The sequence below is a fragment of the Blautia intestinihominis genome, assembly GCF_040096655.1.
GTDB lineage: Bacteria > Bacillota > Clostridia > Lachnospirales > Lachnospiraceae > Blautia_A > Blautia_A intestinihominis.
In genome coordinates this window covers 1-22,290 of sequence record NZ_JBBMEI010000024.1, presented here as the reverse complement: position 1 = coordinate 22,290, position 22,290 = coordinate 1, and the positions used below count along the sequence as shown (strand labels likewise).

Sequence of the window (22,290 nt, the reverse complement as noted above, 5' to 3'; positions counted from 1 at the left end):
TACTCCTTTCTTGAATATACTAAAAACAATTTTAATCAAATTCTCCTATCTCGCCATATATTTTGATTATTTTGCGTATTTTAGTGTCTAAATGGCATAAAAAACAGGCCTCGATATTCTTAATACCAAGACCTGAAAAACTCTTATTAATAGATTCCAACTTCTTTTCCAAATTTATACATATATTGAGTTACCGTCTGTATAGCATGCTGCACAGATTGTCTGCCTGCACTATCATAGGAACTTTCCTTTTGAGCATCCGCCGCAAGCCCTTTCGCATGTTTTGCTGCGGAATACATCAAATCTCCTGTTGATGTATTTAATGCGGTTGTATATACGGATGAGCCAAACGAATTTCCTGCTATTGTGTAAGATTTACGGTTTTTATCAACATATTTTTCAAAAGCGGAATGATTGCTGTTTACTGCTGTCAAGTTCGATGCATGATGCGGTTCATTTAAGTCTGATACATAATGGGTGCCTTTTCCTAAGTTTGACATAGCCAATTGTACATCTCCTGCACGATACGCATTTACTGCTGCCTGAAAATATGACTCTGCTCTTGTCCTAGCTGTCGGAGATTTTTGACCAAGCCAGTTTTTTCCAGTATCAGGATCATAAAAGTGTCCTGCAAAAGTTCCTGCATCTGTTTCATTTCCAAGTTTATCCGGCCAGTCGGTTGCCTCCATAAGAATAGATGAGTTCAGCTCACCATTGAATGCACTATTTCCTTTATCATTGCTCAGAATTTTAAGTGCGTTTGCAACAATATACTGATGTGTATGATCTACCCCACCAGACGAAAATCTTTCATCTGGATTTGTGCCATGCTCAATCGGAACTCCTTCCCCGTAAAGTTCATCAGAACCATTCGCAATATCCTGCACTTTCGTTGGAAGTTCTGGTTGTTCCGCTGCCATAACTGGCATCGTTCCCAATAAAGCCCCCACTGATACCATGGCAATAAATAGTTTCATTTTTTTTCGCATACCCATGCCTCCTCTTCTTTTTTCTTTATTTTACATCCTGCTTCAAGAAAAAACATATAATTTGTTTAGTTTGCATTTTTTATGCCCTGCCTGGACCAAAAAAATGGCACTTATTTTCCATAAGCACCATCTTTTCCACTATATTTCTATCGGAATAATCACAGAGACAGAAAACATATCATCTAAAACATTAAATGATACTTCTCCCCCGTAATCCTTCACGACACTTTTAATATTTTTAACACCAAAACCATGATTTTTCTTATCATCTTTTGATGTTTCCATTGTTGTATTGTCTCGCAAATAACGTACTTGTGATTCTCTTAGGCTATTTTCACATAAAATTGACAAGAACCCTTTTACTTTTTTAGCCTTTAGTTGTACCAAACACTCTACCGTAGGATTTTCTTCTTTCATTAACCGGCATTCTCTTAATGCATTATCTATTGTATTAGAAATTATAACGCATAAATCCTCGTTCCTTACCTGTCGAAACTCTGTAAAGTCGGCAAACACCTTAAATTCAATTCCCTTTTCGATGGCCTCTAATCGTTTCGTATGAAGCAGATTATCAATAAATGTATTCCCTGATTTATAGTAGCTTTGATACTTATTTAGCTTACGCTCAATACCATTAATGTACTCTATTTTTTGCTCTGGTTCTACATTTTCTTTCAAGGCTTCCAAATGGTTTTTTATATCATGAGAAAGCCTCCGGATGTTCTCCACATCTTTCACTTGCTTCATATAATAATCATACTGCAAGCTCATCTCAGTTATTTGAAGTTTCTTTTCATTCTCAATTTTTTTTACATTTAAGTAGTTCTCCAAAATCACTATGTTACAGACAGTTCCTAAAAACATAACGATAGGAAGTATTGATATTGTAATAACTGACCATATATTTCCAATAATTACCTTTTTATCATTATATAGGTTATCGGTACATACTGCCATAACTATAATATTAAGAAATAGCGGTATGAAAATTGTCATCACATTAATGCTTGATAAAAGCGGTGGAATTCTTTCTATAATTTTCTTTAATGCTAAACTTCCAGCAATAATAACACCTTCTGCAATTACCATCATCACTACTTGGTATATTCCTGGTAATTCAGCTAATACTCTATTTCCACTATGTGGATATAGGAAAATACAGCTTAGCAATTGCCCTAATAACGAAATAGATAAGAAAATACTGCCTATCAAGATACAATACTTCATATTCCGCTGAAATAAAAAATGTCCTATAAACATGGCAATGATCACAATAGTAATATAATTATAAACAATATGTATGGATACCCCATTTTCCATTACCCGCACCAGAAAAATACTTCCAATGCACAAAATATAGGAATACCAATTTTTCTTTCGGTACCCTTGATTGTTTTTTCTATCAATTAACAAATATGTAATCAGAAAAATATTAATTATTGAAAAAATATTCTTTATAATACTCTGTGCATACACACTATACACTTCCTCCCCGTTCTGCCATTTTTTTCATTAGGTTTTGTTTTCTAGACCGTGTAATATAAATTTTAGCTCCGGAATAAAGTGTAGTGGTAAGATCATGTAATGATTCAATACAATCGACATTTACAATAATACCATTATGACAACGTACAAAATAGTATTTTTCCAAGCGTTCTTCTAAATCTCTCATTTTAAAATATCCATCTTCCTGATTTCCATTTCGTAGATGAAATAAAACCTTTCGTTTCACGGTTTCAATGTATTCTATATCGGAAAGAAATAGTTTAAAGTATCCTTTCTCATTCTTTACTGCTATGTATTTTTGCTCATATGACTCTAGTTTTCTTAATGCTCTATTCATTTCACAATTAATCTGTACTTGTGTAATTGGTTTTGTAATAAAATTTTGGACATCATACTTATATCCAACCCCTAAAAATTCATTATGAGATGATACATAAAGAATAATTGATTTTTCATCATGTCTGCGGATAATATCCACCAACTCCATGCCATCCATCGCAGGCATCTCTATATCCAAAAAGAAAATTTGGAATTCTTCTTTTAAAGATTCCATTAACTGCAACGGCTTTGTATATTTTTTTATACAAAAGTCCTTACCATTTTTCTCTGCATAAATTTTTAGCATTTTTTCAACTGTATCTACAAAATATTTTTCATCATCACATATCGCTATTTTTATCACTCATATCACCTATCTGCTTCTTCAGCATATTTTCCATCTGTGCTTCATTTAGCCTTCTTCCCATCAACAATAACGTAGCTTTATTTATCTCATCTAACTTTTGAAAAACATCCCATAATTCTTCAATTTGACTTTTACACAAATCACTATTATCTCCATATACCAAAACATCTATTGGTATGTCAAATATATTTGCCAGTTTCACCAATAAGCTACAGGGAATATTTTCAATATCTGCCTTTTCAATCCTGCTGATTGTCTGTTGACTCGTACCTAACTTTTCGCTTAATTCTTTTTGAGAAATCCCCAATTCCTTTCTCTTTCGCCTAATTATATTCATTTTCACCACCACATCAATATAATAAAACACTTACTACCAGTCACTTCATAAGTTGGTATTTATAATAAAAATAGCGTATTTTTACCCATATTTCAAGTTTTATTTTCAAAAAATTATAATTGAGGAGCATATATCTCCCATAGATTCCTCTTTTTCCTTTCAAAATAACACATATCAGGATTATGTTCACCTACTGTTCCACTATATGCCAAACTGTTCATGATGCAATTTTTGCTTTGGCACTTCACAGCAAAGCTGCATTTTGAACACATATTACCTTCTTTTCCTATTTTCCTCAATCTTTTGATACATTCCTTAGACAATCCATTTTCAACATCTCCAATGCACCCACTATCTTCTAAATTTGCCGCACAACCAAAGATTCTCCCATCCACCTTTATATATATTTGAATAAGACCTACACCACAAAATCCTGATTCTCCATTATTTTCTCCGTATTTCTTCAAATCTAAAATTGGTCCCCAAAGAAATGCTTTTCCTGCTTTTTTCCTTTTTAAATAGTAACGTAATACTTTTTCCCATTCATCAGCCAAACCATCCAACTGATCGGTTGTCCATCTATTCATAACATCAATAGAAGAATCCACTATGCTAAAATTTAGATTTTCAACTAAATGGCAAACAGATTCAAATGTTTCCCCATAATTATTCTGTGTAACAACATGTGCTGCCTGAATATATTGCTTGGTTCTCTTCTCGTATTCTTTGAAATACATACAGTTTTCAATAATATTAGAATAACTTCCAACACCATCAATCCTCTTTCTGTTTTTATTATGGGTTTCCTCATCTCCATCAATACTTACTTTTAAATGAATTCTATATTTAATCAGCCATGCTAAAATCTCATCATTTAAAATAGTTCCATTTGTCGTGATAGAATATGTCACTAAAATATTTCTTTTTAATGCCTGCCCCTCTATATAATCCACCAAATGCTTTAAAAATGAAAGACTTAAGAGTGCCTCTCCACCTACAAAATCCACCCATAATCTTCGATCTCTATGATTTTCCGCATTTAAAAATGCAATTTCCAATCCTTTGTATGCTATCTGTTCGGACATCTTTTGGTTTGTCTTTCTTCCAAGATAACAATATGTACAACGTAAATTACATATTTGGTTTACTTCTAAAGTAATTGTATACATATACTTTCCTCCAAAAAAGAAACCGCACAGACTATCATATCCGATAGGCTACACGGTTCTTTGTTTTAACTAGCTTCATTAATGTATGCCCCTGGAAATGGCCATGGGCAATCAGTTAAACATCTCTGCGTTCTTTCAGAACATCCGGTATAACTTTCTATTTCTTCCTCTGTTAAATCCAGTTCTTTTACGAACTCTTCTGTTGTTTCAGTATTAACCATGTTTTTTCTCCTTTCTGTTTAGTATATGATAGGCGTTTGCGAAACGCCAAAAGCCGCATAAATACGGCATTTTTTTGTTGTTAAAATAAAATATCTCCTCAAGGTTTATGGTAAAATAGAATTGCCTAGAAACTAATTAACCAATCCACCTAAAGGAGATATACTTACATGATAACATATAAACAGCTCACTTTGGCAGAAATTTTTGAAGATTGTCAAAATAAATTCGACAACGACAAATATCAGTTCCTTTCGCTTCTTGATGAAGCCATTAACCTTGATGAAATTGTTCCTGTTTCTTTTATTTCTCATTTTTACGCCAGTACCGGAAGACCTCGCAAACATCAGCTTTATCCAATGCTTAAGGCACTTCTTATCCAGCGTATTTTCTCAATCCCGACGGACACACTCCTGATCGTATTTTTGAAATTTTCCCAGGAACTGCGTGATTTCTGCGGTTTTGATGTTGTTCCGGATGGTTCCAAATTTACACGTTTCAAACAGGATTTTTTATCGGACTTACAATCTATGTTCGATCATCTTGTTGATCTGACCGAACCGATCTGCCAAAGTCTTGATCCTGCCCTTGCTTCCATGACAATCTTTGATACCTCTGGCATTGAAGCATGGGTTACAGAAAATAACCCAAAATATGCCAACCGTATTATCAAGCAGCTAAAGGCTTTCAAAAAGTCCCATAACCTTGATGATTCCTATGATCCTTATAAAGCTGCTTATGGCTCTATGCCAACTCATGCGGCTTCCAATCAGGCAATCCAGCAGATGTACATCAATGGACATTTCTGTTACGCCTATAAATTTGGCATTATTACGAACGGGCTTGGTATTGTTCGTGACATCACTTTCTACAACAAGGACTTTCTAAAAAACCATCCTGATATCGTTGTAGGGAAGAAATCAGATTCACCGGATGAGGATAAATCCCTTGCCGATTCGAAAGCACTTCTTCCAGTTTTAATTGACTTTTTCCAGAAACATCCTTTAATAAATTCAAAGACGTTTCTTGGAGATGCTGCGTTTGATGCCATTAACATTTACAAATCCCTCTTTGAAGAAATTGGCTTTCAAAAAGCTTTTATCCCTTTAAAAACAAAGCTTTCTGTGGAAAGAACCGACTATACTGTCAATGAAAACGGTATTCCCTGCTGTCCTCACGATCCATCACTTCCGATGCGGCGTGAAGGAAGCAGATCCCATTTGCGGAGCAAACTTCCTACCATGAAGTTTGTATGTCCAAAAATGAAATGGGAATACAATCCTGCCGACAAGTCAAAACATCGCGTATGTCATTGTGACAATCCATGTACATCTTCTTCCTGCGGACGAATGATCTACATTTATCCTGAAAAGAACCTTCGTGCCTATCCTGGTGTAGAACGCGGCTCACAGGAATGGGAGGATACTTACAAGATCCGTGTAAATGTTGAAAAATCAATCAACCATTTCAAAGATAGTTTCTGCATTGCAGATCGTAAAACACAGAATGAGAAAACACTTCATGCTGATTTACTGCTTGCAGGAATTACCCAGCTTGTTACTGTGCTTGTCGCTGATAAGATTCATCAATACCAATACATCCGGAGTTTGAAGCCTTTGATTGCCTGATTATTAATATGCATACAATCTTTTCTTCGCAGTTTATCTGGGAAGTCTTTTAGTCATGTTCAAATTTAGAAGTACCTATTTTTCATCTTAAGAATCCTGCGTTGCAGGATTCTTACCGCTTTTTAGTCAGGATTGCGAACTTGTTTCGCAATTACCTATAGTATATGAGGACTATAATCCATTTTTTTCCATACAACAATATTCTTTGTATAAATCAACATATTTTTGACATAGATTTTCAGTTTTCCCATTTTCCCACATATCTAGCTAATGCTCTCATGAACTCTTCTTTCTTATATTTACTTATTGGAATAGTCTTTAACTTCTGAACTTTATCTTTGATTAACACACTATCTTTCTTAACCCCTTCAACATAATCAAAATTGACCATATAACTATTATGACAGCGAAAAAATTGCTTTTTGCTTAAACGCTTCTCCAGTTCACTCATTCTTTGGCTACTTTGCACATCTCCATGAATTGTATGTAAGATCAACAGCTTGTTTTCTGTTTGTATATAGATTATATCGGAAAGTTGCAGCGTAATCAATCCATCGTGACATTTCAAAAATAATTTTTCCTCTGCATTCAACAATTTCTTTTTATATATTTTGTTTAAGATATTCTCAACTTTTCTATACAGTAAAGGTTTTGATAAAAAATCTTCTGCCGCAACTTCAAAGCCTTTCCCTGCATTAGTGATTGTATAATAAGAAGTACAAAAAACGATTGAAACATCAGTATCACTCTTCCGAATCTCCTCTGCTGTTTCAAATCCATCCATTTCAGGCATAGACACATCCAAAAATATAACATCAAACTTTCGTTTCTGATAATTCAATAATAACTGACTGCCACTTCCATACGAAGTAATTTTGACTTCTACATGATTTTCATTTCCATATTTTTCGATATAACTCTCCATTTTTTTATTATAGTCAATAATATCATCACATAATGCCACTTTAATCAACTTATTCCCTGCCTTTCTCGTGTGCTAATAATCGCTGGATCAAAATGTTGATGGTTAATTTATTTTCTTCACACAAATTTCTATATTGTTTTAATAATTTCCATTCTTCCTCTGTTACTTTTTCTATTTGCTCCGTACCATTTTCTTTGCACACTATTCCACATTCTTTTTGGTTCATCTCCATCGAAATTTCCTCCTACTATTTTTTACTATATTAGGGGATTTTAGTTTATCCCGTCTAGTATTCTTGTTTCAATTGCGTTTTTTATTGCCTAATTGGCAATTATAATTATGTAATCCATTTACTAAAAATGGCAGAATATGCTCTAGGGAGGTGTATGGATTATACCGCTACACCTCCTATAATTCTATTCTACATCCCTAAAATACCGTATGCACTTCAACAATTCTGCTGTCAATTCCTGGTACAGATCTTCATCAAAGATTCCATCTACCAAGGCATTTTTAATCAAGAGTGGTCGGTACATTTCAAATATTTCCAGAATAGCATCTTCATCCCCTTGTCTTGCCCGATATAACAATTCTTTAAAATTCATGATTTCTTTCCTCCCATTCTCTTTCGTATTTTGCGGATAGCCCAATAATACGCACCTTTACAGCGTTCTTCCGTCATCTGATTTAAGATGCTCATCTCCTTAAAAGTACGCTCCTCAAAGACATGCTGATAAATAAGCTTCCGTTCTTCTTCCTGCAAAGAAAACATGGCTTCTATAAGGCTTATATCCGTCATTTCGTTCCACTCTGGATATATCCCCTGTGCTTCTTCCATAAGCAGTTGTTCTTTCTGTTCCAATTCCAGCCTTTCCTCTGGAGAAATATCCGCATCTGTATATTCTTTATCTTCCAGATTTTCCTCTGCAAATAATATTTTCTGCTGCTTTTCCAGATACCGAAGTCTTTTTCCCCTTATAGATGCCAGCAAGTAAGCAGTGAAATAATTTCTTGTTTTAGATCCATTATATTTTTGTTCTTCTTTCATTTTCTACCTCCGAAATTTGAAATCAATAAGTTTCCAAATTTCAGAGGTGGAGATCTGCATCTGTGAAGGATATTTTTATTTTGGTAAAAGAAAACGCCGAACCACATTTCTTCTGGCTCGACATCTTTCTTATCCCATGCATCATCCTGCACGGTGACTTCATATATTAACGCATATACTGCATATAAATAACCCTTTTGGCACCCCTGCAAAAGCAAGATTTTTTTGACGAATCATTACACAAGTGCCTTGTCTTTCCTTGCAACATAGATGCTCCTCCCTTGTAGGTTCTCCTGCCCCGCAATTCACATTATATTGCGTATCTTCATGCACTATAATGCGTTTCTCTTACTATCAATCTACGATAAAATAAAACAATAAGTGAGGTGATGCGGATGCTGATGGATACCGTCAAGAAAAAATTAGGCTATATGGTAAGAAGTGAAAGAGAAAGGCGTGGTCTGTCACAATCAAGACTTGCAGAACAAGCCGGTGTGTCCACCCGGACCATTTCTGATATTGAAACCTGTAATGGCAATCCGGAACTTGCAACTTTAATCCCAATCGCTCAATTTCTGAATATTTCAATTGATGCAGCTGTTCAGGATGAACGAAAGGAACCGGACACTACTACTTATCAGATTATGAAAGAACTGCAAAACTGCTCTGAAGACGAGCGGCAAATTGCCCTACGCACCTTGCGTGGGCTTCTTTCTGCATTGAAAGAAAAGGATCCACTCAATTAAGCCTTTTTCTGACAATATCTGACTTTTGATTATACGGATGAAATCTGTGAGAAACCTGTGCGAAATCTGTGGGGTTCCTGTGAATTGGCATAAATGTGCAACAAAAAAGAAGCACTCAAAATCCGATGCTTCTTTTTTCTTTTCTATCTATTTCTAAATGCACTCATTGCATCTCTAACGCTTTTGGCAACTTCAGGTGCAAGGACAAATTCAGATACCTTCTGTTTCTCTATTTCTTCTTCCACTTGAACATTCTCCTGTTTTGAAGAATAGTTCTGCATTGCTTTTTCCACTTCTTGCTTTACCAATTCCAACATCATAATCTGCAAAGCTTCTTGGTTCAATACAGCCCCTTTTTCTGTACTGCCGCCATCTATATGAGCAACCACTGCTGATGCAATTAAGTCGGCTTTATCCCTTACGGAATTTAAAATCTCTGCCGCACGTACATGTGTCGGCTTTGTTTTATCAAATCCAAGTGTGAATTTATAGGGATTCTTTTTCTCCACATTTATCACACTCCTCTACATAATCTGAAACAGTCTGTCATATCCTTTGGCATTGGCAGAAATATCCTCAATAAAGGTATATTTCCCTAGACGGTCTGATTGTTCCAAGAAATGGCTCAATAGCTTTGCCCCGCCTCCAATAAATACCGTATATGCTGCTTTGGTATCTATGCCTCTTTCTCGAATACTGTTTAGCAGATCCTTTACAAAATCCTGCACCATACTTTCTGTCATACGGACTACAGCCTCTTCATAAAACTCTGTGTTTCCCTGAAGGATACTATCAATATCACTTTCCTCTAACAAAATATCATATTCACTGTTAATCCCGGAAATAATCTTGTTATACATGGTAATCACGCCTTTTTCCATGGAATCACAGGCTTCCATATCCGGATTACCTTTCCGCATCAGAAGATAGTCTGTAGTAAATCCTCCTATATCAATTCCTACTACTTTGGGAATCTGCTGCAGCTTTTCAATCATAGTCATCATAGCCGCATAGTCCTGTGGAAATGCCATTACCTCTCCAATGGTGATATGATATGTACTACCACAGTAATTGATATCATGGATTTTCCCTTGCCTTTTAAAATATGATTCATACCGTTCACAAAGTTCTGCATAATGCTTGGGTGGCAGCCCAATCGGAAGATCCACCTGAATGACATCCTCCGGCTGAATTAGAGGGTTTTCCTCCAGCTCTTTTACGATTGCAAATAGAGTAAGGATAAAAAACCGATCATCCTGCGTTTTATCTCTTTGATAAGGAATCCTATTTTCACTCAGCACATAATACTTTCCCTCATAGAACAGGAACTTTTCCCCTCTGGCAGGCTTTTTATCCTGAATGGTAAGCCCTGTCGTAAATACCTGGGAACAGGTTTTCATATTTCTATTACCATGGTCTACCGCAATCCGAACTTTTTTTATCATAAAATCATCTCTCCTTTTTTTCTTTATACTTCTCTTGTACGCAGAACTTCCGTACAAAGCAACTTTTTTTCAAAAAAATTCTGTCTGCGGAATTTTGCCACAGACAGATGCTTTCTTCCTATACAATGATTTTTAACATTCATCTTTACCTACTATACATTTCCAGTCCTCATTTGAATTATTTCTCTTTTTAAAAATTAATCTGTTCTGCCTTTTGAGGCAAAATCTTTTTAAACAGTTCCATATAACGTTCATATCCGGCTGTAATCAATGGACCACGAAGCGATGTTTCTGACCAAAGTAGCAGTTCTTCTTCCTCTGAATAATACGGAATATTACTAACTGTAAATTTCCCGCCAAAATAATGGGGTGTACTGACTTTCAAAAAATCCTGCATATCCTGCTTTGTCGATACCAGTGGCAAACCTTCCATTTTTCGCACAAAAAAAGCCTCTACCACATCGGGTAAGAAGCCTTTCTTTAAATAAGCATTTGCTCTGCCAAATATTTGGGTTAAACACTCCAGCCGTACTTCTCTTTCTTTTTTGCTGCAAGTTGTATCCAGCACAACCTCTGCCAATGCCTTCGCATATTCAAAATCTAACATCTGTTATTCCTCCATTTTTATTTTCTGTTTCAGTTTTCCATGTACTAAATAGCGATAATCCTTTCGGGTATTTACACAAGTTGATAAGGTCACCACCTGATCCTCCCTGGTAACTGTCGTCCCTGTGTTATACTCAGCACTTCTTTGTAGTGTTTCCAGAAAAACTTCATAGTCCTCAGAAGTAGGAAAATCATAAGTATATGCTGGATGATCCGTCGGTGCTGCATAACAGGAAAAAATCTGATACTCATAAATATATCCTGGCACATACATATAAAAACAGGGATAGTTTCGATAAAGTGCCTGTGACTGATACTGATCCAGGGTTCCAAACATGCTCCCATCCTTCATATTATGCCCATAAATAATGGAATTTCTGTCTGATAAATCCTCCTGGTTGTGAAAGTCCATAAAAATACTGCCACTTTTATGATTTTCTCCTGTAATCAGGTGATGCAGATAATAGTCATTATCCCTCCCCTGGACTACCGGATAACTAATTTCCAAGCCAGGAATCTCAATCCATGCAATGACATCTGGATTGATTTCTTCCAGCTTGTTAAAATCCACCTGTAGGAATCCCTGCTCTGCGACCTCCTCTGGTGTTTCCCCGGGAACCGCTTCTGGTGACAGGTCTTGATCCTCTATCTTTTGCGTAAACTCTTCCATCTGCTCATAGACTTTTTGACTTTCCTGATAATTCAAATAAATTTGCAGTATCCTTCCTCCTGCAAATAAAAAAACAGCAATGGCTACAAGCATAAATATGCCGTAAATTTTCTTTCGTTTCATCGAATCCTCCTCTTCCATAAGACCGGACAACTTGCCCGGTCCATATTCACCCCGTATTTTTCAATACATAGTAATAATCATCAATTCCTTTGATCTGCCCATTCCACTCACCATAAGAATCCATGTCCCAAACCATACGGCTCATGGAAATAGACAATCCACTACAGATTTCATACACCTTTCTACAAGCGTTCTGTAGAATCTGCCGTTTCTGCATCTTATGCGGACAATAAAAAGTGGCTGGTTTACGTTGACAGGCATCACATTTCTCAGAATCCCCATCACAATATACCTTCATTTTTTTATCCATATCATAAGCTTCATATAGGTGCTGCAGATGCCTGCTTTTCAGCGTTTCCAAAACTGGCTTTAAATTTCTGTACTGATTCACACCAGCAACGCAAATGAACGTATCTCCAGATAAATAGTGGGCTATCGTACCTTTTAATGCACCTTCTGTTAAATAAATCTGTTCTGCGTCCAGACTTCCTATGACATGTACCGGACTCCCTGATGATACTCCATTTTGGAATTTCACACTGGAAAGCCAGATATACTTCCGTCCCTCCATTACCTGATCCAACCGTATCTGAAATCCTTGTATTTTTCCTTCCATGGATCGAATAGGTATCAAAATCCCAGAATTTTTAGAAGTAAAATTAATTGTCCATTTCCCATCGTGATCTTCATAAAATCCCGGCACACCTTTTACCGTCTGTCCGGATTCCAACAGTTTTTGTACCATATTTTTAATTCCAAACAACGGTACACTACGATACCTCTGTATCTTGATCTGTTCTTTCGTCAGCCCTCTTTTTTTAAGATCTTCCTGATGTTTATCATTTAAGGTCAATAACGACAACATTTCTTGATATGTTCGGTCAATGACATCTGCATCCGCCAACTCGGCATTAAAAATTTCTACAGGCTCTTCTTTATGAACCACCTGATAATCCGTACGGTATTCCCCCTTTCCCAGAGCTTCCCGGATCTGTCGGTTTGCCTCTGCACTGGAAACAGCATGCAGTCTTCCGTATAATTCCAGCATTCCGCCGGAAGCATCACACCGATTACACCGGAACACATTTTTCTGAAGATTAACATTCATTTTCCCTTTTGTTTCTCCACAAAATGGACAATTCACATCCATTGACGAAGAATTTTTATGCCGTACTCTAAGCTGCAGTAAATGCACGACATCTGTGATATCGTAGCTAAAGCCTGACATATCATACACTCTATGGTTCCTCCTTTCTTCCACAGCCTTTATTGGCTGTGGAAAGAATGTTAAGCCGGCTATTTGCTATGCCTTTGCAAGAATTACTCTGGCTGCCGCCGGTATGAAATGGTTCTGTCCATGATACTGTTCTGCGAACCATTGCAAGCTGGAAGGACTTTCTATTGCAACCTGTCCCATGGTTTTTCCACTAAATTTTCCCTGTCCTGTTACGGCTACTTGTATTGCCTGCTCATAACTCATCCATTTCACCAGTTCTTCCACTGGCATATTGGGATCCAGAGATTGCGGCTTAGAAGGCATCTGCTGCATAACTGGTACAGATCCAGTTGCCGGACTCATTACCGGATTTGTCATCTGTCCTGTACCCGTTACCCCGCCAATCGTATTTCCATTGGCTTGTGCTTCTTGATAAAACTGTTCCATCATCTGCTGCCCCGGAGTTACTTGAGGCGGAAATGATGGCATGGTTCCTGCTGACTGATTGGGAGTCTGCTGCATTCCTGGTGCAGGGGTTTGTGCTGGCATCGCAGTCTGCATCTGTGTTCCCTGATTTACAGGAATTCCTGCATCTACCTGCATTGGATCATTTCCTTCCCCTACATCAGCAAATTGCAGACCATACCCCGCATCTGCCAAAGCTCGCCCAATTGCCGCTGTTTCTGCCATTTCAAGAAATTTATCCCCAAACTGTGTATCTGCTGTACGAAACTTCTGTGAAAAGGAATTGGCAATATAATTATCTTCCTGATCACACTTATCCAAATAAATTCTGGCTTCTACGACTGCCATATTTTCCGTAAAGTGAACAATCCGGCTGATAATCTTGCCTGTAGGATTTACCAGACGGAACCACAGCTTCCGATATTTCACATCCAGGTACCGTTGTTCCTCCTGCCCTTCATTAGAAATAACTCTGGCAAGTTCCAGAGGATAAAATCCTTCCACTTTATTCAGTTCTTCTACTGCTTTTGACTTGTTATATAATAATTCGCTCATTGCCTGCTCCTTTCTTTGGAACCGGCAGGACATCCCTTCATAAAGTAATAACCTGCCAATTCTCAACATTGAACTATTTTGCTATTTTTTTACACAGCCCGGTTGCAAATTGTTGCAGGGATCCGTCTGTTTTCCTGTCTCTGATACCGTTCACAATACTGTTGTATTTTTACTGCCAGCATCGTCTTTCTGGTTCCCGTATCATCTGTGTGGATTGCCTGACAAACGGCTTTCCATTCCCCAACAATATAAACACGCTGTTTTGCCCTGGTGATTCCCGTATAAAAGATGTTCCGCTTCAGCATGGGATAAAAAGCTTTTAACCACGGAATGATGACCACCTGGCACTCGCTTCCTTGGCTTTTGTGTATGGTTATGGCGTTTGCATGTTCAATCATTTCCACCTGCTCTGCCTCATACTTCACCCTGCGGCCATCTGTAAATACGATTTGAACCAAAGGGTTATTGTCCTCATCTTCAGCAATCTGTACCAATGTACCCAAATCTCCGTTACTGGCAAACTCTGTATTCTTGTTTTGAAGGATTCTGTCACCTTCCCGAAATATCTCACCGCCAAGATGAAGCTCCCTTTTTCCGGATACAGGGGGATTTACCTCGTCCTGCAGACTGCGGTTCAGTTCCAAGACACCGGCTGCACTTCTCACTTTATATGGAGAGAGTATCTGTACTTGCTCCATACCATACATCTGAATTTCCTTGAGATAGATATTTTTAACAATTTGTGCCGCCGCATCTGCTCCTGAACATTCAACCATCTGGAAATCATCCCCCCATTGCAGGTTTGTCTTTCCTTCATTGATAAGTTGAGCATTTATGGGGATGTTGCTGTCCTTCCCCTGGCGATATACCAGATTTAAAACAGTAACCGGTATTTTCCCGCACAAGATAAGCTGCCGGAACACATCCCCAGCTCCTACTGAAGGAAGCTGATGGACATCCCCGACCAAAAGCACCCTGGCTCCTGCCTTTACCTTGTAAAAAAATTCATAGGCAAGGTGCATATCTACCATAGATACCTCATCCGCATTAATAAAATCTGCGGATAGTTTATCCGTAAGTGCTTCATAATCACCGTCACCAAAAAGTCCCAGTGCCATGTGCATAGTAGTTGCATCTCCATTTCCAGTACTCTCTGCCATTCTCCTTGCAGCACGTCCAGTCGGTGCCATCAGTTTGACTTCATTCCCGCATTTTTTCTGATAGATATACAAAATGACCTTCAAAACCGTTGTTTTGCCGGTTCCAGGTCCTCCAGTAATAATGCAGATCGGGTTTGCAAAAACCATACGCACTGCTTCTTTCTGCCGTTCGGATAATGTTATGTTTAAATCCTCCTGTGCTTCCTCCAGTTCCTTTTCAATCGTAAGAACTGGAATTTGCTCGTGCAATTTTCTTGCAATCATAGAGGCTGTATCCTCTTCTTCCTGATGCTGTTTGGTAATGTAAACCCTATTCTCTTCTACCACGATACTGTCCTGCATGACCAGACGATATAACACTTTTAAAATCTCTGTTTCCGTCACCGGCTGAAGATTCAGTTCTTTATTCAGAACCTTCAATGCATCTTTTACCAAAATTTCCTGCTCCAGATATAAATGTCCGTTCTGCTTCATGGCTTCCCGCAACACATAGCTGACGCATCCGGAAATACGCATAGGATCATTTGTTGCAGCACAGCACTGCCTTGCAATGGCATCCACAGTGAGAAAACCAAACCCTTTGACTGAGCAGAGTATATAAGGCTGCTTCCGAATGATTTCTACGGATTGATCCCGAAACTTCTGAAGAATCATATTTGCTTTTTTAGGCGTAACATGAAACGGTGATAAAAAAGTCATCAATTCCCGGAATACTTTGTTTTTTCCAAAAGAATCCACAATACGGTCCAGTTTTTTCTGAGATATCCCCTGAATCTTTAATAATTCCTGTGGATACTTTTCCATTACCTCCAAGGTATCCAGACCAAAACGATTGACAATCCGTTCTGCCGTTTTGGGACCAATTCCTTTTAAAGAACCACAAGAAAGGTATCCTAAGATACCTTCCCTTGTTCTAGGTACAACTTCCAAAAAAGTTTCTACCTTGTATTGTGTTCCATGGGAATTTGTCTCCCACTCGCCTTCCATTTCTATTTCGATTTCATCCGTAAGAGGCAGGTCATATCCTTTTGCAGTAAACGCAATGATTTTTTTGTCTGCCCAAAATTTATCTCTGGCAGAAAGAGGAACCTCATGATCCAGCGTGGAAAATAATGCAACCGTATATCCGTTTTCCTCATTTTGAAAAATCTTACGTATATATTTGCACCTCATCGTCTATACTCCTCCAGTTCTCTACTTTCATCAATTCGCCTGGTTTCATCTTGGAATCATACCAATAAACGTCCTTTCCTTTCTCGAATGCTGTCTGAATCTCTCTTCTCATTCCTTCGCTAATGCAGGAGCCACAAATAATTAATACTTCACATAAATCCAGCATCAAAGCTCCAATCTGCATTGCAGTCTCACGCTCTTCTGGGATACGGTCATCCAACATTAACGGAAGATGAGCATGTGAAGCAAAAGTACGGCAATGATACAGCCTTTTCATTTGCATGAGATAGTATTTTGCCAATTCCATATTATGCTGCACTCCCTCTGGATTCGGGGCAGACAGCGGAGAACAGATATATGCCTTTTTTCCTTGTAACATTATGCAACCTCCTTTTTAATCCGGAAAATCCTGCTTTCTGTAGTGCTTGTGTATTCTTCGTAGATATCCGGATGCTGATTTTTCAGTTTCTCCATATTTTCTTTTCCAATCTGGGTGCGTATCGTAGGATTATAAGTAATCTGGTAACGGAAACTCCCATCCTCGATCACTGCCTTACACCCTTGTCCAAGAAGCTCGACAAACGGTACGCTCAATGCACGTTGTTCCGCTTCAATCTCCTTTTTTCTTTTTTCCAATTGGGATTTTTCTTCAGATAATTTGAGATATTTTTCAAGACTGCGTGATTCCAAGCTAGATATGCTGATTTCAGGAATTGATTTGTCTGCGTAACCATTATATTTCCGGATACTAGCCAAAATGAGATCTGGCTTTCCGGAATACGGTGGTTCTATTTTCTTCTCCACATATTCTTCCCAGAAGTATTTCTCCTGGTCAATGAGTTCTTCTTCCTCCATTCTATCCCGTTCCAGACACCGATAAATAAATTCATTTTCATTGTTTCCATAAAGGCAAGCAATATATGCCTTATTCATATTCATGACTGCAAGATAATGACGAACCTGCAAAACATAGTTTTCAGGAATCCCATCATCTGCCCATTTGTCTTTTGCATTGTAATTACAGGTTTTACATTCCAAAATCCCAATGCTGCCATCTGGAAAACGGATAAAGTAATCCACATCCGCTAACATAAACGGATATAGCGGATGCCGGAACATTTTTCGTACAGGGAAAACTTCAAGTCCAGTCTTCTTGGCAAAAATCATGGCAACCAAATCTTCCAGGCGGTGTCCCACTTCTTTCGCTACCCAGTTTTCTTCCTCTTCTTCGATTACTGGCGTAACACCAATTTTATCGAAATACAAATCCCTGATTGTCGCAAATGGGGATAAACCCATGATTGCCGCTGCATCGCTTCCGCCAATACCAAGACGCCGGTAATCCAACCAATCTTCCCGGCTCAAATCTGCTGTATCTACAAGAACTTCCGGCTGATAATTTAATGCTGTATTCATCTCATTTCCTCCTTATAATTTAATCGTTCCATATACATCAAACCCTTTCCAGTCAAAGGCCAGTGTTTTTGCAATATCTTCTTCCAATTTTAAAATCCGTGGTGCAGAAAATCCTTCACAAGCAGCAAAGAATGCAGCTTCGTGCATGGCAAAATAAAGATCATGAGCTGTGCATGGTTCTTCCCCATATTGTCCCACAAAAAGCTCTACTACTTCGTTTCGGATTTTCTGATTGATTTTGAGTTCCTTCATAATCAGATGCAGACAGTTTACAGGGTTTTGGATATCTATATCCATCAAACCAACAATTCCTTTAACTGCTTCCTGATAACGGGAAAATATTTTGTCCAGATTATTCCGGAAATCCTGTAAGGTTGCCCCTCTATCATGTGACAGTTTGATAGGACTGCCCAGGCTAATGACACGATTACTGGTTTGTGAGAGCATCATGGGATACAGATTCACACCACTTACTGCTACATCAGAAGTAGTCAGGCGCAGTGCAGGAGCAAGGCTCTTATCCTCAATTCCATGATCCTCCAAAGCCTGGTGATAAGTATCCAAAAGTTCCTGATTTCCTCCTAAAGTCCACATAGCAGACACGATGGAATGGTCAAAACTTCCAGATCCCTCCAGATACGTACTTCCCTTAAAATGTGCTTTCAGATAATCACTTGTCATATTGAAGATTGTCTGCATATCCAGTACACAGTAATCGTGATCATCACCGCCATGTACTGCAGATACTTTTCCATCTGCCACCTTGATTAAGGCATCTCCTTTCGCTACCTGAAGACAGTAGTTTACTATCTTTGCATAAGTAGCTTTCTCCAGTTTCTTTAATCCTGTTCCATTAATGCCGGCTCTTTTCAGAATTGTATGGATAGCACAGTCACGAACCGGATAAAAATCCTTGTTCACTTTTAATACCAACTGGGTATTCTTTTCTGTATCCTCTACTATTCCTTCCAATTCTTTTTCACAGGCTTCTTCAATGGTTTCTGCCTCCTTTTCCAATGGAACCAGTTTTAGCATCCTGGTAGGCTTTCGAATCCACTTGGACTGCTTTGCCCTCTCAGCCAGAAATTCCAGCATCTCCGTTGTGCTTGCAAATGTAGTGCAAAACTCATCTGCATAAATCTTTGTTTCTTTCATGTGTGTACCACCTTTCTTAAATTTATTTATCCATAAACAGCCAAAGCTGATTGTGGCAATTCTGCCTTTCATTTGGGCATAAAAAAAGAATGAAAAGAGAAGTATTCCTTCGCTATCCATTCTCATATCCCTGATAATATTACCGAAAAAACAAAAGTGCCGCTATTGCCCCATAAGGACAGATAGTGACACTTTATACAATCATAAACAACTTATGCGGAATAAGCAGCCTTACTGCTCTCCTTGAGTCTTCGGATTTATACAAATCCAAAACTCCCCCTATGGGTACGCATAAAATTAACTATAGCAGTATAGTAGCACATGATATAGTATATGTCAATCTTCATGCACAATATATTGTATGTTCTTAAATACTATGCTTTGCATATATGACTCCAATTAAAATATTGAAATATCACGTATCCCACCTCTCTTTTTCAAGTTTATAGAAAAATTTTTAATAAAAAGTACATAATCTGTTCAATCTGAAAAAATCTCAGTTAATTACTTAATGAAATTGTTAAGACAAAACCAAGTCTTACGCTATTGTACCTTGATAATTTTATACCTTATCAGGAAATGTATATAGGTGCTGCAGATAGTGTCGCATAAATGCACGCCTGCAGCTTGATGATTACATAGTAACACCTCATACGTGCATGAAACATGGCATAGGAAACGGTTTCCTGATATGTCTACTCTTTCATTAATCTAATTTATAGAGGTGATTATATTGAGTGAAACAGACAATCTCTTTAAAGCATACTCCGTTCAGGAGATAGCATCCATGCTCGGCATTGGAAAAACAAAAACCAGGGAACTTCTTGACAGTGGAATTCTTCCAGTTACAAAAGTTGGGCGGCAATATTTTACTTCACCAGCTTCTATTCAGGAGTTTCTCAAGAAAAACATAGGAAAGCAAATATTCTTTTAGGCCCTTTAGAAAGTTATTGTCAATCAGGCTTGGCTATATTAAAATAGACCTTATACCTGATTTGGCATGAATATCTCATTAAAGAAAGGGAACTATTCATGGCGAGAACAACGAAAGGTACACAACAAAAAAGAAGATCCAAAGGGGATGGATCACTATTTCCAAATAAGAGAGGAGGATGGACTGCCCGATATAGAAAAAAAGGGCTACCGGACAAGGAGTTTAATGCTCCTACCAAAGGAGAAGCGAAAGCATTATTAGATGACTGGAAGATAAAAGTCGCAATACAAGACGCAATTACTTCAAACATCAAAGTACAGGACTATGCGAACAAATACTTATTCCGCAAAAGTCTCATGGTTGAAGCTGGCAAATTCAAACAAACCAGTCTGGACCGATTAGAAAAAACATACGAAAATCATTTAAAAGATACTGATGCTTTTAGCAAAACATTTTCTAATCTGACTGCTGATGATATTACAGCAACGATTAATGCCAAAAAGGAAATCCTGAGTTATTCATCATTAAAGAAAATTTACTTATTTTGGTCTGCAATGATTAAAACAGCAATTTCTCTCGGCGAACTGCCAAAAAACTTTTCTGATATTTTAAATCGGGTGATAATGCCGGAAGAATCCGTTCTTCCTGTAGAAACAAAGGAAATCTCAATCATCCCACCAGAACATGAGCAGATCATAAAAGAAATTGCAATGGAACCCAGTCCAAATAAAAATGAACGCTATTTGTATAGATATGGTCCTGCCATTGTATTCCTTTTAAACACAGGTTTACGTGGTGGTGAATTGCTTGCATTAGGTCAATCTTCTATCGTGCCCTTTTTAGGACGGCGTGGCATTAAAATCACACATACTCTTAGCAGGGTTAAAAACAGAGAGGCCGGTTCCAAAAAAAAGACTAAAATGATTTTGACTCCTCCAAAATACCCAAATAGTTTACGGACTATTCCATTAAACAAGGAAGCTGAATTTTCACTATCATGTATGATGGAGCTATACGATAAAAATCGGGTTTTTCCAGATTTGATATTATCTACGCAAAATGGTGTCAGCCCTACAATCCAAAATTTAGCCAATACGCTAAAGAAAATTTGTAAGCGTGCTGAGATTCCAGAATATAATCTTCATGCACTACGGCACACTTTTGCAACAAATCTGATCCGACAGACTCACAATATGGGAGAAATAAAGGAAGCTGCTGAAATCATTGGCGATAACTATGAGGTGATCATGCGTACTTATGTTCATACAGACAGTGAACGTAAGGTAAGTTTAATTGATGCTATGATTGCATAAATCTTCCGCTTAACAGAGGTAATGGTTGTCTACAGTATGATGGCACAGGCTGTAACAAGCAAAATTCTTCCACCTTATCGTCCACCTTACGAAACGATTTTACTTGATTTTATAAGGTTTTTAACGGTTTTTGGCGGACATATCTATAAATATTAAAGCATGAAAACTTATATTTTAGAATTAATTTTTTAAAAAAGGGAATTGGATTATGGAAAAAAGGACTTGTAGAAAAAATTGTGAACTTTTTCTTTCCTATAATTTTGCCACCTTATTTTTTTAGACAGAATTATAGGATTTTGAAAAAAGAAAAAGCCTCGAAAACCTTGATTTTCTGGGCTTTTTAAGAGGCGCAGACCGGATTTGAACCGGTGAATACTGGTGTTGCAGACCATTGCCTTACCACTTGGCTACTGCGCCATATTTAGTTATTTTGCACAATTATTGGGTTTGTAGCTCCCCCTGTTGGACTCGAACCAACGACACTGCGGTTAACAGCCGCATGCTCTACCGACTGAGCTAAGGAGGAATAGATATATTATTTGACTCCTTAGTTTGTGGTGTTGCAGACCTTTGCCTTACCACTTGGCTATGGCACCATATTTAATTGTTTCCTTAAAGGAAAGTGACTCCAAGGGGATTTGAACCCCTGTTACCGCCGTGAAAGGGCGGTGTCTTAACCGCTTGACCATGGAGCCAATTCTATTGCTATCGGCTCTAGGTCCGAAAAGCTAACTCCCCCTGTTGGACTCGAACCAACGACACTGCGGTTAACAGCCGCATGCTCTACCGACTGAGCTAAGGAGGATT

At 37.9% G+C, this 22,290-nt stretch carries 23 protein-coding genes, 4 tRNA genes and 1 pseudogene; 4 read left to right on the top strand and 24 right to left on the bottom strand.

Features of this window, described 5'->3' with window-relative positions:
- Positions 1 to 146 precede the first annotated feature (146 nt).
- The 6 genes from WMO75_RS09055 to WMO75_RS09030 form a co-directional block, all read right to left on the bottom strand.
- Positions 147 to 989 carry a zinc dependent phospholipase C family protein gene (locus tag WMO75_RS09055; protein WP_226824568.1) on the bottom strand — a complete coding sequence of 281 codons (843 nt, stop codon included), beginning with the start codon at positions 987 to 989 and terminating at the stop codon, positions 147 to 149.
- A gap of 138 nt (positions 990 to 1,127) precedes the next feature.
- Entirely contained in the window at positions 1,128 to 2,465 is a 1,338-nt protein-coding gene (locus tag WMO75_RS09050) for a sensor histidine kinase (RefSeq protein ID WP_349055112.1), read from the bottom strand.
- 1 nt (position 2,466) lies between these two features.
- On the bottom strand, positions 2,467 to 3,177 hold the full coding sequence (locus WMO75_RS09045) for a LytR/AlgR family response regulator transcription factor (protein ID WP_054337522.1): 711 nt from the start codon (positions 3,175 to 3,177) through the stop codon (positions 2,467 to 2,469).
- The gene (locus tag WMO75_RS09040) at positions 3,155 to 3,517 is read right to left on the bottom strand and encodes a helix-turn-helix domain-containing protein (protein ID WP_054337521.1); all 363 of its coding nucleotides are present in this window, start codon (positions 3,515 to 3,517) and stop codon (positions 3,155 to 3,157) included. Before WMO75_RS09040 ends, WMO75_RS09045 begins: the two co-directional genes overlap by 23 nt.
- A 113-nt stretch (positions 3,518 to 3,630) precedes the next feature.
- Positions 3,631 to 4,686, bottom strand: a complete 1,056-nt coding sequence (locus WMO75_RS09035; protein WP_054337520.1) for a radical SAM protein — start codon at positions 4,684 to 4,686, stop codon at positions 3,631 to 3,633.
- Between the two features lie 65 nt (positions 4,687 to 4,751).
- The gene (locus tag WMO75_RS09030; protein WP_054337519.1) at positions 4,752 to 4,907 is read right to left on the bottom strand and encodes a hypothetical protein; all 156 of its coding nucleotides are present in this window, start codon (positions 4,905 to 4,907) and stop codon (positions 4,752 to 4,754) included.
- A gap of 168 nt (positions 4,908 to 5,075) precedes the next feature.
- Between WMO75_RS09030 and WMO75_RS09025 the strand changes: the two are divergent.
- Positions 5,076 to 6,438: pseudogene (locus tag WMO75_RS09025) on the top strand (transposase); the annotation flags it as partial.
- Positions 6,439 to 6,771: 333 nt separating this feature from the next.
- Here the strand turns inward: WMO75_RS09025 and WMO75_RS09020 are convergent.
- The 4 genes from WMO75_RS09020 to WMO75_RS09005 form a co-directional block, all read right to left on the bottom strand.
- Complete coding sequence (locus WMO75_RS09020; RefSeq protein WP_226824573.1) at positions 6,772 to 7,497, bottom strand: LytR/AlgR family response regulator transcription factor; 726 nt, start codon at positions 7,495 to 7,497, stop codon at positions 6,772 to 6,774.
- Between the two features lie 10 nt (positions 7,498 to 7,507).
- Complete coding sequence (locus WMO75_RS09015) at positions 7,508 to 7,690, bottom strand: hypothetical protein (protein WP_005342250.1); 183 nt, start codon at positions 7,688 to 7,690, stop codon at positions 7,508 to 7,510.
- 184 nt (positions 7,691 to 7,874) lie between these two features.
- A complete protein-coding gene (locus WMO75_RS09010) occupies positions 7,875 to 8,063 on the bottom strand; it encodes a helix-turn-helix domain-containing protein (protein ID WP_054337518.1) in 189 nt (62 codons plus the stop codon).
- Positions 8,060 to 8,506, bottom strand: coding sequence for a sigma-70 RNA polymerase sigma factor region 4 domain-containing protein (locus WMO75_RS09005; protein ID WP_117843953.1), 447 nt, complete (start codon positions 8,504 to 8,506; stop codon positions 8,060 to 8,062). Before WMO75_RS09005 ends, WMO75_RS09010 begins: the two co-directional genes overlap by 4 nt.
- 395 nt (positions 8,507 to 8,901) lie before the next feature.
- Here WMO75_RS09005 and WMO75_RS09000 point away from each other — a divergent pair, with 395 nt between their 5' ends.
- Positions 8,902 to 9,252 carry a helix-turn-helix domain-containing protein gene (locus tag WMO75_RS09000; RefSeq protein ID WP_004223831.1) on the top strand — a complete coding sequence of 117 codons (351 nt, stop codon included), beginning with the start codon at positions 8,902 to 8,904 and terminating at the stop codon, positions 9,250 to 9,252.
- A gap of 143 nt (positions 9,253 to 9,395) precedes the next feature.
- On the opposite strand, the gene WMO75_RS08995 is transcribed toward WMO75_RS09000, so the two are convergent.
- The 10 genes from WMO75_RS08995 to WMO75_RS08950 form a co-directional block, all read right to left on the bottom strand.
- Positions 9,396 to 9,761, bottom strand: a complete 366-nt coding sequence (locus WMO75_RS08995) for a stage III sporulation protein AF (RefSeq protein WP_226840008.1) — start codon at positions 9,759 to 9,761, stop codon at positions 9,396 to 9,398.
- A 15-nt stretch (positions 9,762 to 9,776) separates the two neighbouring features.
- Positions 9,777 to 10,697 carry a ParM/StbA family protein gene (locus tag WMO75_RS08990; protein ID WP_114002296.1) on the bottom strand — a complete coding sequence of 307 codons (921 nt, stop codon included), beginning with the start codon at positions 10,695 to 10,697 and terminating at the stop codon, positions 9,777 to 9,779.
- 190 nt (positions 10,698 to 10,887) lie between these two features.
- Positions 10,888 to 11,304 (bottom strand): hypothetical protein, encoded by a 417-nt coding sequence (locus WMO75_RS08985; RefSeq protein ID WP_054337515.1) that lies wholly within the window; start codon positions 11,302 to 11,304, stop codon positions 10,888 to 10,890.
- 3 nt (positions 11,305 to 11,307) lie between these two features.
- Positions 11,308 to 12,096: a class B sortase gene (gene srtB / locus WMO75_RS08980; RefSeq protein WP_226840007.1), complete on the bottom strand. Its 789-nt coding sequence runs from the start codon at positions 12,094 to 12,096 to the stop codon at positions 11,308 to 11,310.
- A gap of 46 nt (positions 12,097 to 12,142) precedes the next feature.
- On the bottom strand, positions 12,143 to 13,324 hold the full coding sequence (locus WMO75_RS08975) for a CHC2 zinc finger domain-containing protein (RefSeq protein ID WP_199868611.1): 1,182 nt from the start codon (positions 13,322 to 13,324) through the stop codon (positions 12,143 to 12,145).
- 75 nt (positions 13,325 to 13,399) lie between these two features.
- Positions 13,400 to 14,332 (bottom strand): hypothetical protein, encoded by a 933-nt coding sequence (locus WMO75_RS08970; RefSeq protein WP_173681704.1) that lies wholly within the window; start codon positions 14,330 to 14,332, stop codon positions 13,400 to 13,402.
- Positions 14,333 to 14,421: 89 nt separating this feature from the next.
- Positions 14,422 to 16,665, bottom strand: coding sequence for an SF1B family DNA helicase RecD2 (recD2, locus tag WMO75_RS08965; RefSeq protein ID WP_349055258.1), 2,244 nt, complete (start codon positions 16,663 to 16,665; stop codon positions 14,422 to 14,424).
- Entirely contained in the window at positions 16,643 to 17,044 is a 402-nt protein-coding gene (locus tag WMO75_RS08960) for a DUF7768 domain-containing protein (RefSeq protein ID WP_005342229.1), read from the bottom strand. Before WMO75_RS08960 ends, recD2 begins: the two co-directional genes overlap by 23 nt.
- Positions 17,044 to 18,081 (bottom strand): YqaJ viral recombinase family nuclease, encoded by a 1,038-nt coding sequence (locus WMO75_RS08955; protein ID WP_129975656.1) that lies wholly within the window; start codon positions 18,079 to 18,081, stop codon positions 17,044 to 17,046. Before WMO75_RS08955 ends, WMO75_RS08960 begins: the two co-directional genes overlap by 1 nt.
- A 12-nt stretch (positions 18,082 to 18,093) precedes the next feature.
- A complete protein-coding gene (locus tag WMO75_RS08950) occupies positions 18,094 to 19,236 on the bottom strand; it encodes a transposase (RefSeq protein ID WP_129975654.1) in 1,143 nt (380 codons plus the stop codon).
- A 733-nt stretch (positions 19,237 to 19,969) separates the two neighbouring features.
- Here WMO75_RS08950 and WMO75_RS08945 point away from each other — a divergent pair.
- Positions 19,970 to 20,170 (top strand): helix-turn-helix domain-containing protein, encoded by a 201-nt coding sequence (locus WMO75_RS08945; protein ID WP_243148421.1) that lies wholly within the window; start codon positions 19,970 to 19,972, stop codon positions 20,168 to 20,170.
- A gap of 98 nt (positions 20,171 to 20,268) precedes the next feature.
- On the top strand, positions 20,269 to 21,483 hold the full coding sequence (locus WMO75_RS08940; RefSeq protein WP_059085258.1) for a site-specific integrase: 1,215 nt from the start codon (positions 20,269 to 20,271) through the stop codon (positions 21,481 to 21,483).
- A 345-nt stretch (positions 21,484 to 21,828) separates the two neighbouring features.
- On the opposite strand, the gene WMO75_RS08935 is transcribed toward WMO75_RS08940, so the two are convergent.
- The 4 genes from WMO75_RS08935 to WMO75_RS08920 form a co-directional block, all read right to left on the bottom strand.
- Positions 21,829 to 21,900, bottom strand: a tRNA-Cys gene (locus WMO75_RS08935).
- Positions 21,901 to 21,936: 36 nt separating this feature from the next.
- Positions 21,937 to 22,009 (bottom strand) — tRNA-Asn (locus tag WMO75_RS08930).
- A 97-nt stretch (positions 22,010 to 22,106) separates the two neighbouring features.
- A tRNA-Glu gene (locus tag WMO75_RS08925) sits at positions 22,107 to 22,178 on the bottom strand.
- 37 nt (positions 22,179 to 22,215) lie between these two features.
- Positions 22,216 to 22,288: transfer RNA gene (locus WMO75_RS08920), tRNA-Asn, on the bottom strand.
- Between the last annotated feature and the right edge of the window lie 2 nt (positions 22,289 to 22,290).

Bases quoted from the DNA above. Each gene is read 5' to 3' on its own strand.
- WMO75_RS09055 (WP_226824568.1), bottom strand. From the start codon at position 989: ATGCGAAAAAAAATGAAACTATTTATTGCCATGGTATCAGTGGGGGCT.
- WMO75_RS09040 (WP_054337521.1), bottom strand. From the start codon at position 3,517: ATGAATATAATTAGGCGAAAGAGAAAGGAATTGGGGATTTCTCAAAAA.
- WMO75_RS09035 (WP_054337520.1), bottom strand. From the start codon at position 4,686: ATGTATACAATTACTTTAGAAGTAAACCAAATATGTAATTTACGTTGT.
- WMO75_RS09030 (WP_054337519.1), bottom strand. From the start codon at position 4,907: ATGGTTAATACTGAAACAACAGAAGAGTTCGTAAAAGAACTGGATTTA.
- WMO75_RS09015 (WP_005342250.1), bottom strand. From the start codon at position 7,690: ATGGAGATGAACCAAAAAGAATGTGGAATAGTGTGCAAAGAAAATGGT.
- WMO75_RS09010 (WP_054337518.1), bottom strand. From the start codon at position 8,063: ATGAATTTTAAAGAATTGTTATATCGGGCAAGACAAGGGGATGAAGAT.
- WMO75_RS09005 (WP_117843953.1), bottom strand. From the start codon at position 8,506: ATGAAAGAAGAACAAAAATATAATGGATCTAAAACAAGAAATTATTTC.
- WMO75_RS09000 (WP_004223831.1), top strand. From the start codon at position 8,902: ATGCTGATGGATACCGTCAAGAAAAAATTAGGCTATATGGTAAGAAGT.
- WMO75_RS08990 (WP_114002296.1), bottom strand. From the start codon at position 10,697: ATGATAAAAAAAGTTCGGATTGCGGTAGACCATGGTAATAGAAATATG.
- WMO75_RS08985 (WP_054337515.1), bottom strand. From the start codon at position 11,304: ATGTTAGATTTTGAATATGCGAAGGCATTGGCAGAGGTTGTGCTGGAT.
- srtB (WP_226840007.1), bottom strand. From the start codon at position 12,096: ATGAAACGAAAGAAAATTTACGGCATATTTATGCTTGTAGCCATTGCT.
- WMO75_RS08975 (WP_199868611.1), bottom strand. From the start codon at position 13,324: ATGTCAGGCTTTAGCTACGATATCACAGATGTCGTGCATTTACTGCAG.
- WMO75_RS08970 (WP_173681704.1), bottom strand. From the start codon at position 14,332: ATGAGCGAATTATTATATAACAAGTCAAAAGCAGTAGAAGAACTGAAT.
- recD2 (WP_349055258.1), bottom strand. From the start codon at position 16,665: ATGAGGTGCAAATATATACGTAAGATTTTTCAAAATGAGGAAAACGGA.
- WMO75_RS08960 (WP_005342229.1), bottom strand. From the start codon at position 17,044: ATGTTACAAGGAAAAAAGGCATATATCTGTTCTCCGCTGTCTGCCCCG.
- WMO75_RS08955 (WP_129975656.1), bottom strand. From the start codon at position 18,081: ATGAATACAGCATTAAATTATCAGCCGGAAGTTCTTGTAGATACAGCA.
- WMO75_RS08950 (WP_129975654.1), bottom strand. From the start codon at position 19,236: ATGAAAGAAACAAAGATTTATGCAGATGAGTTTTGCACTACATTTGCA.
- WMO75_RS08940 (WP_059085258.1), top strand. From the start codon at position 20,269: ATGGCGAGAACAACGAAAGGTACACAACAAAAAAGAAGATCCAAAGGG.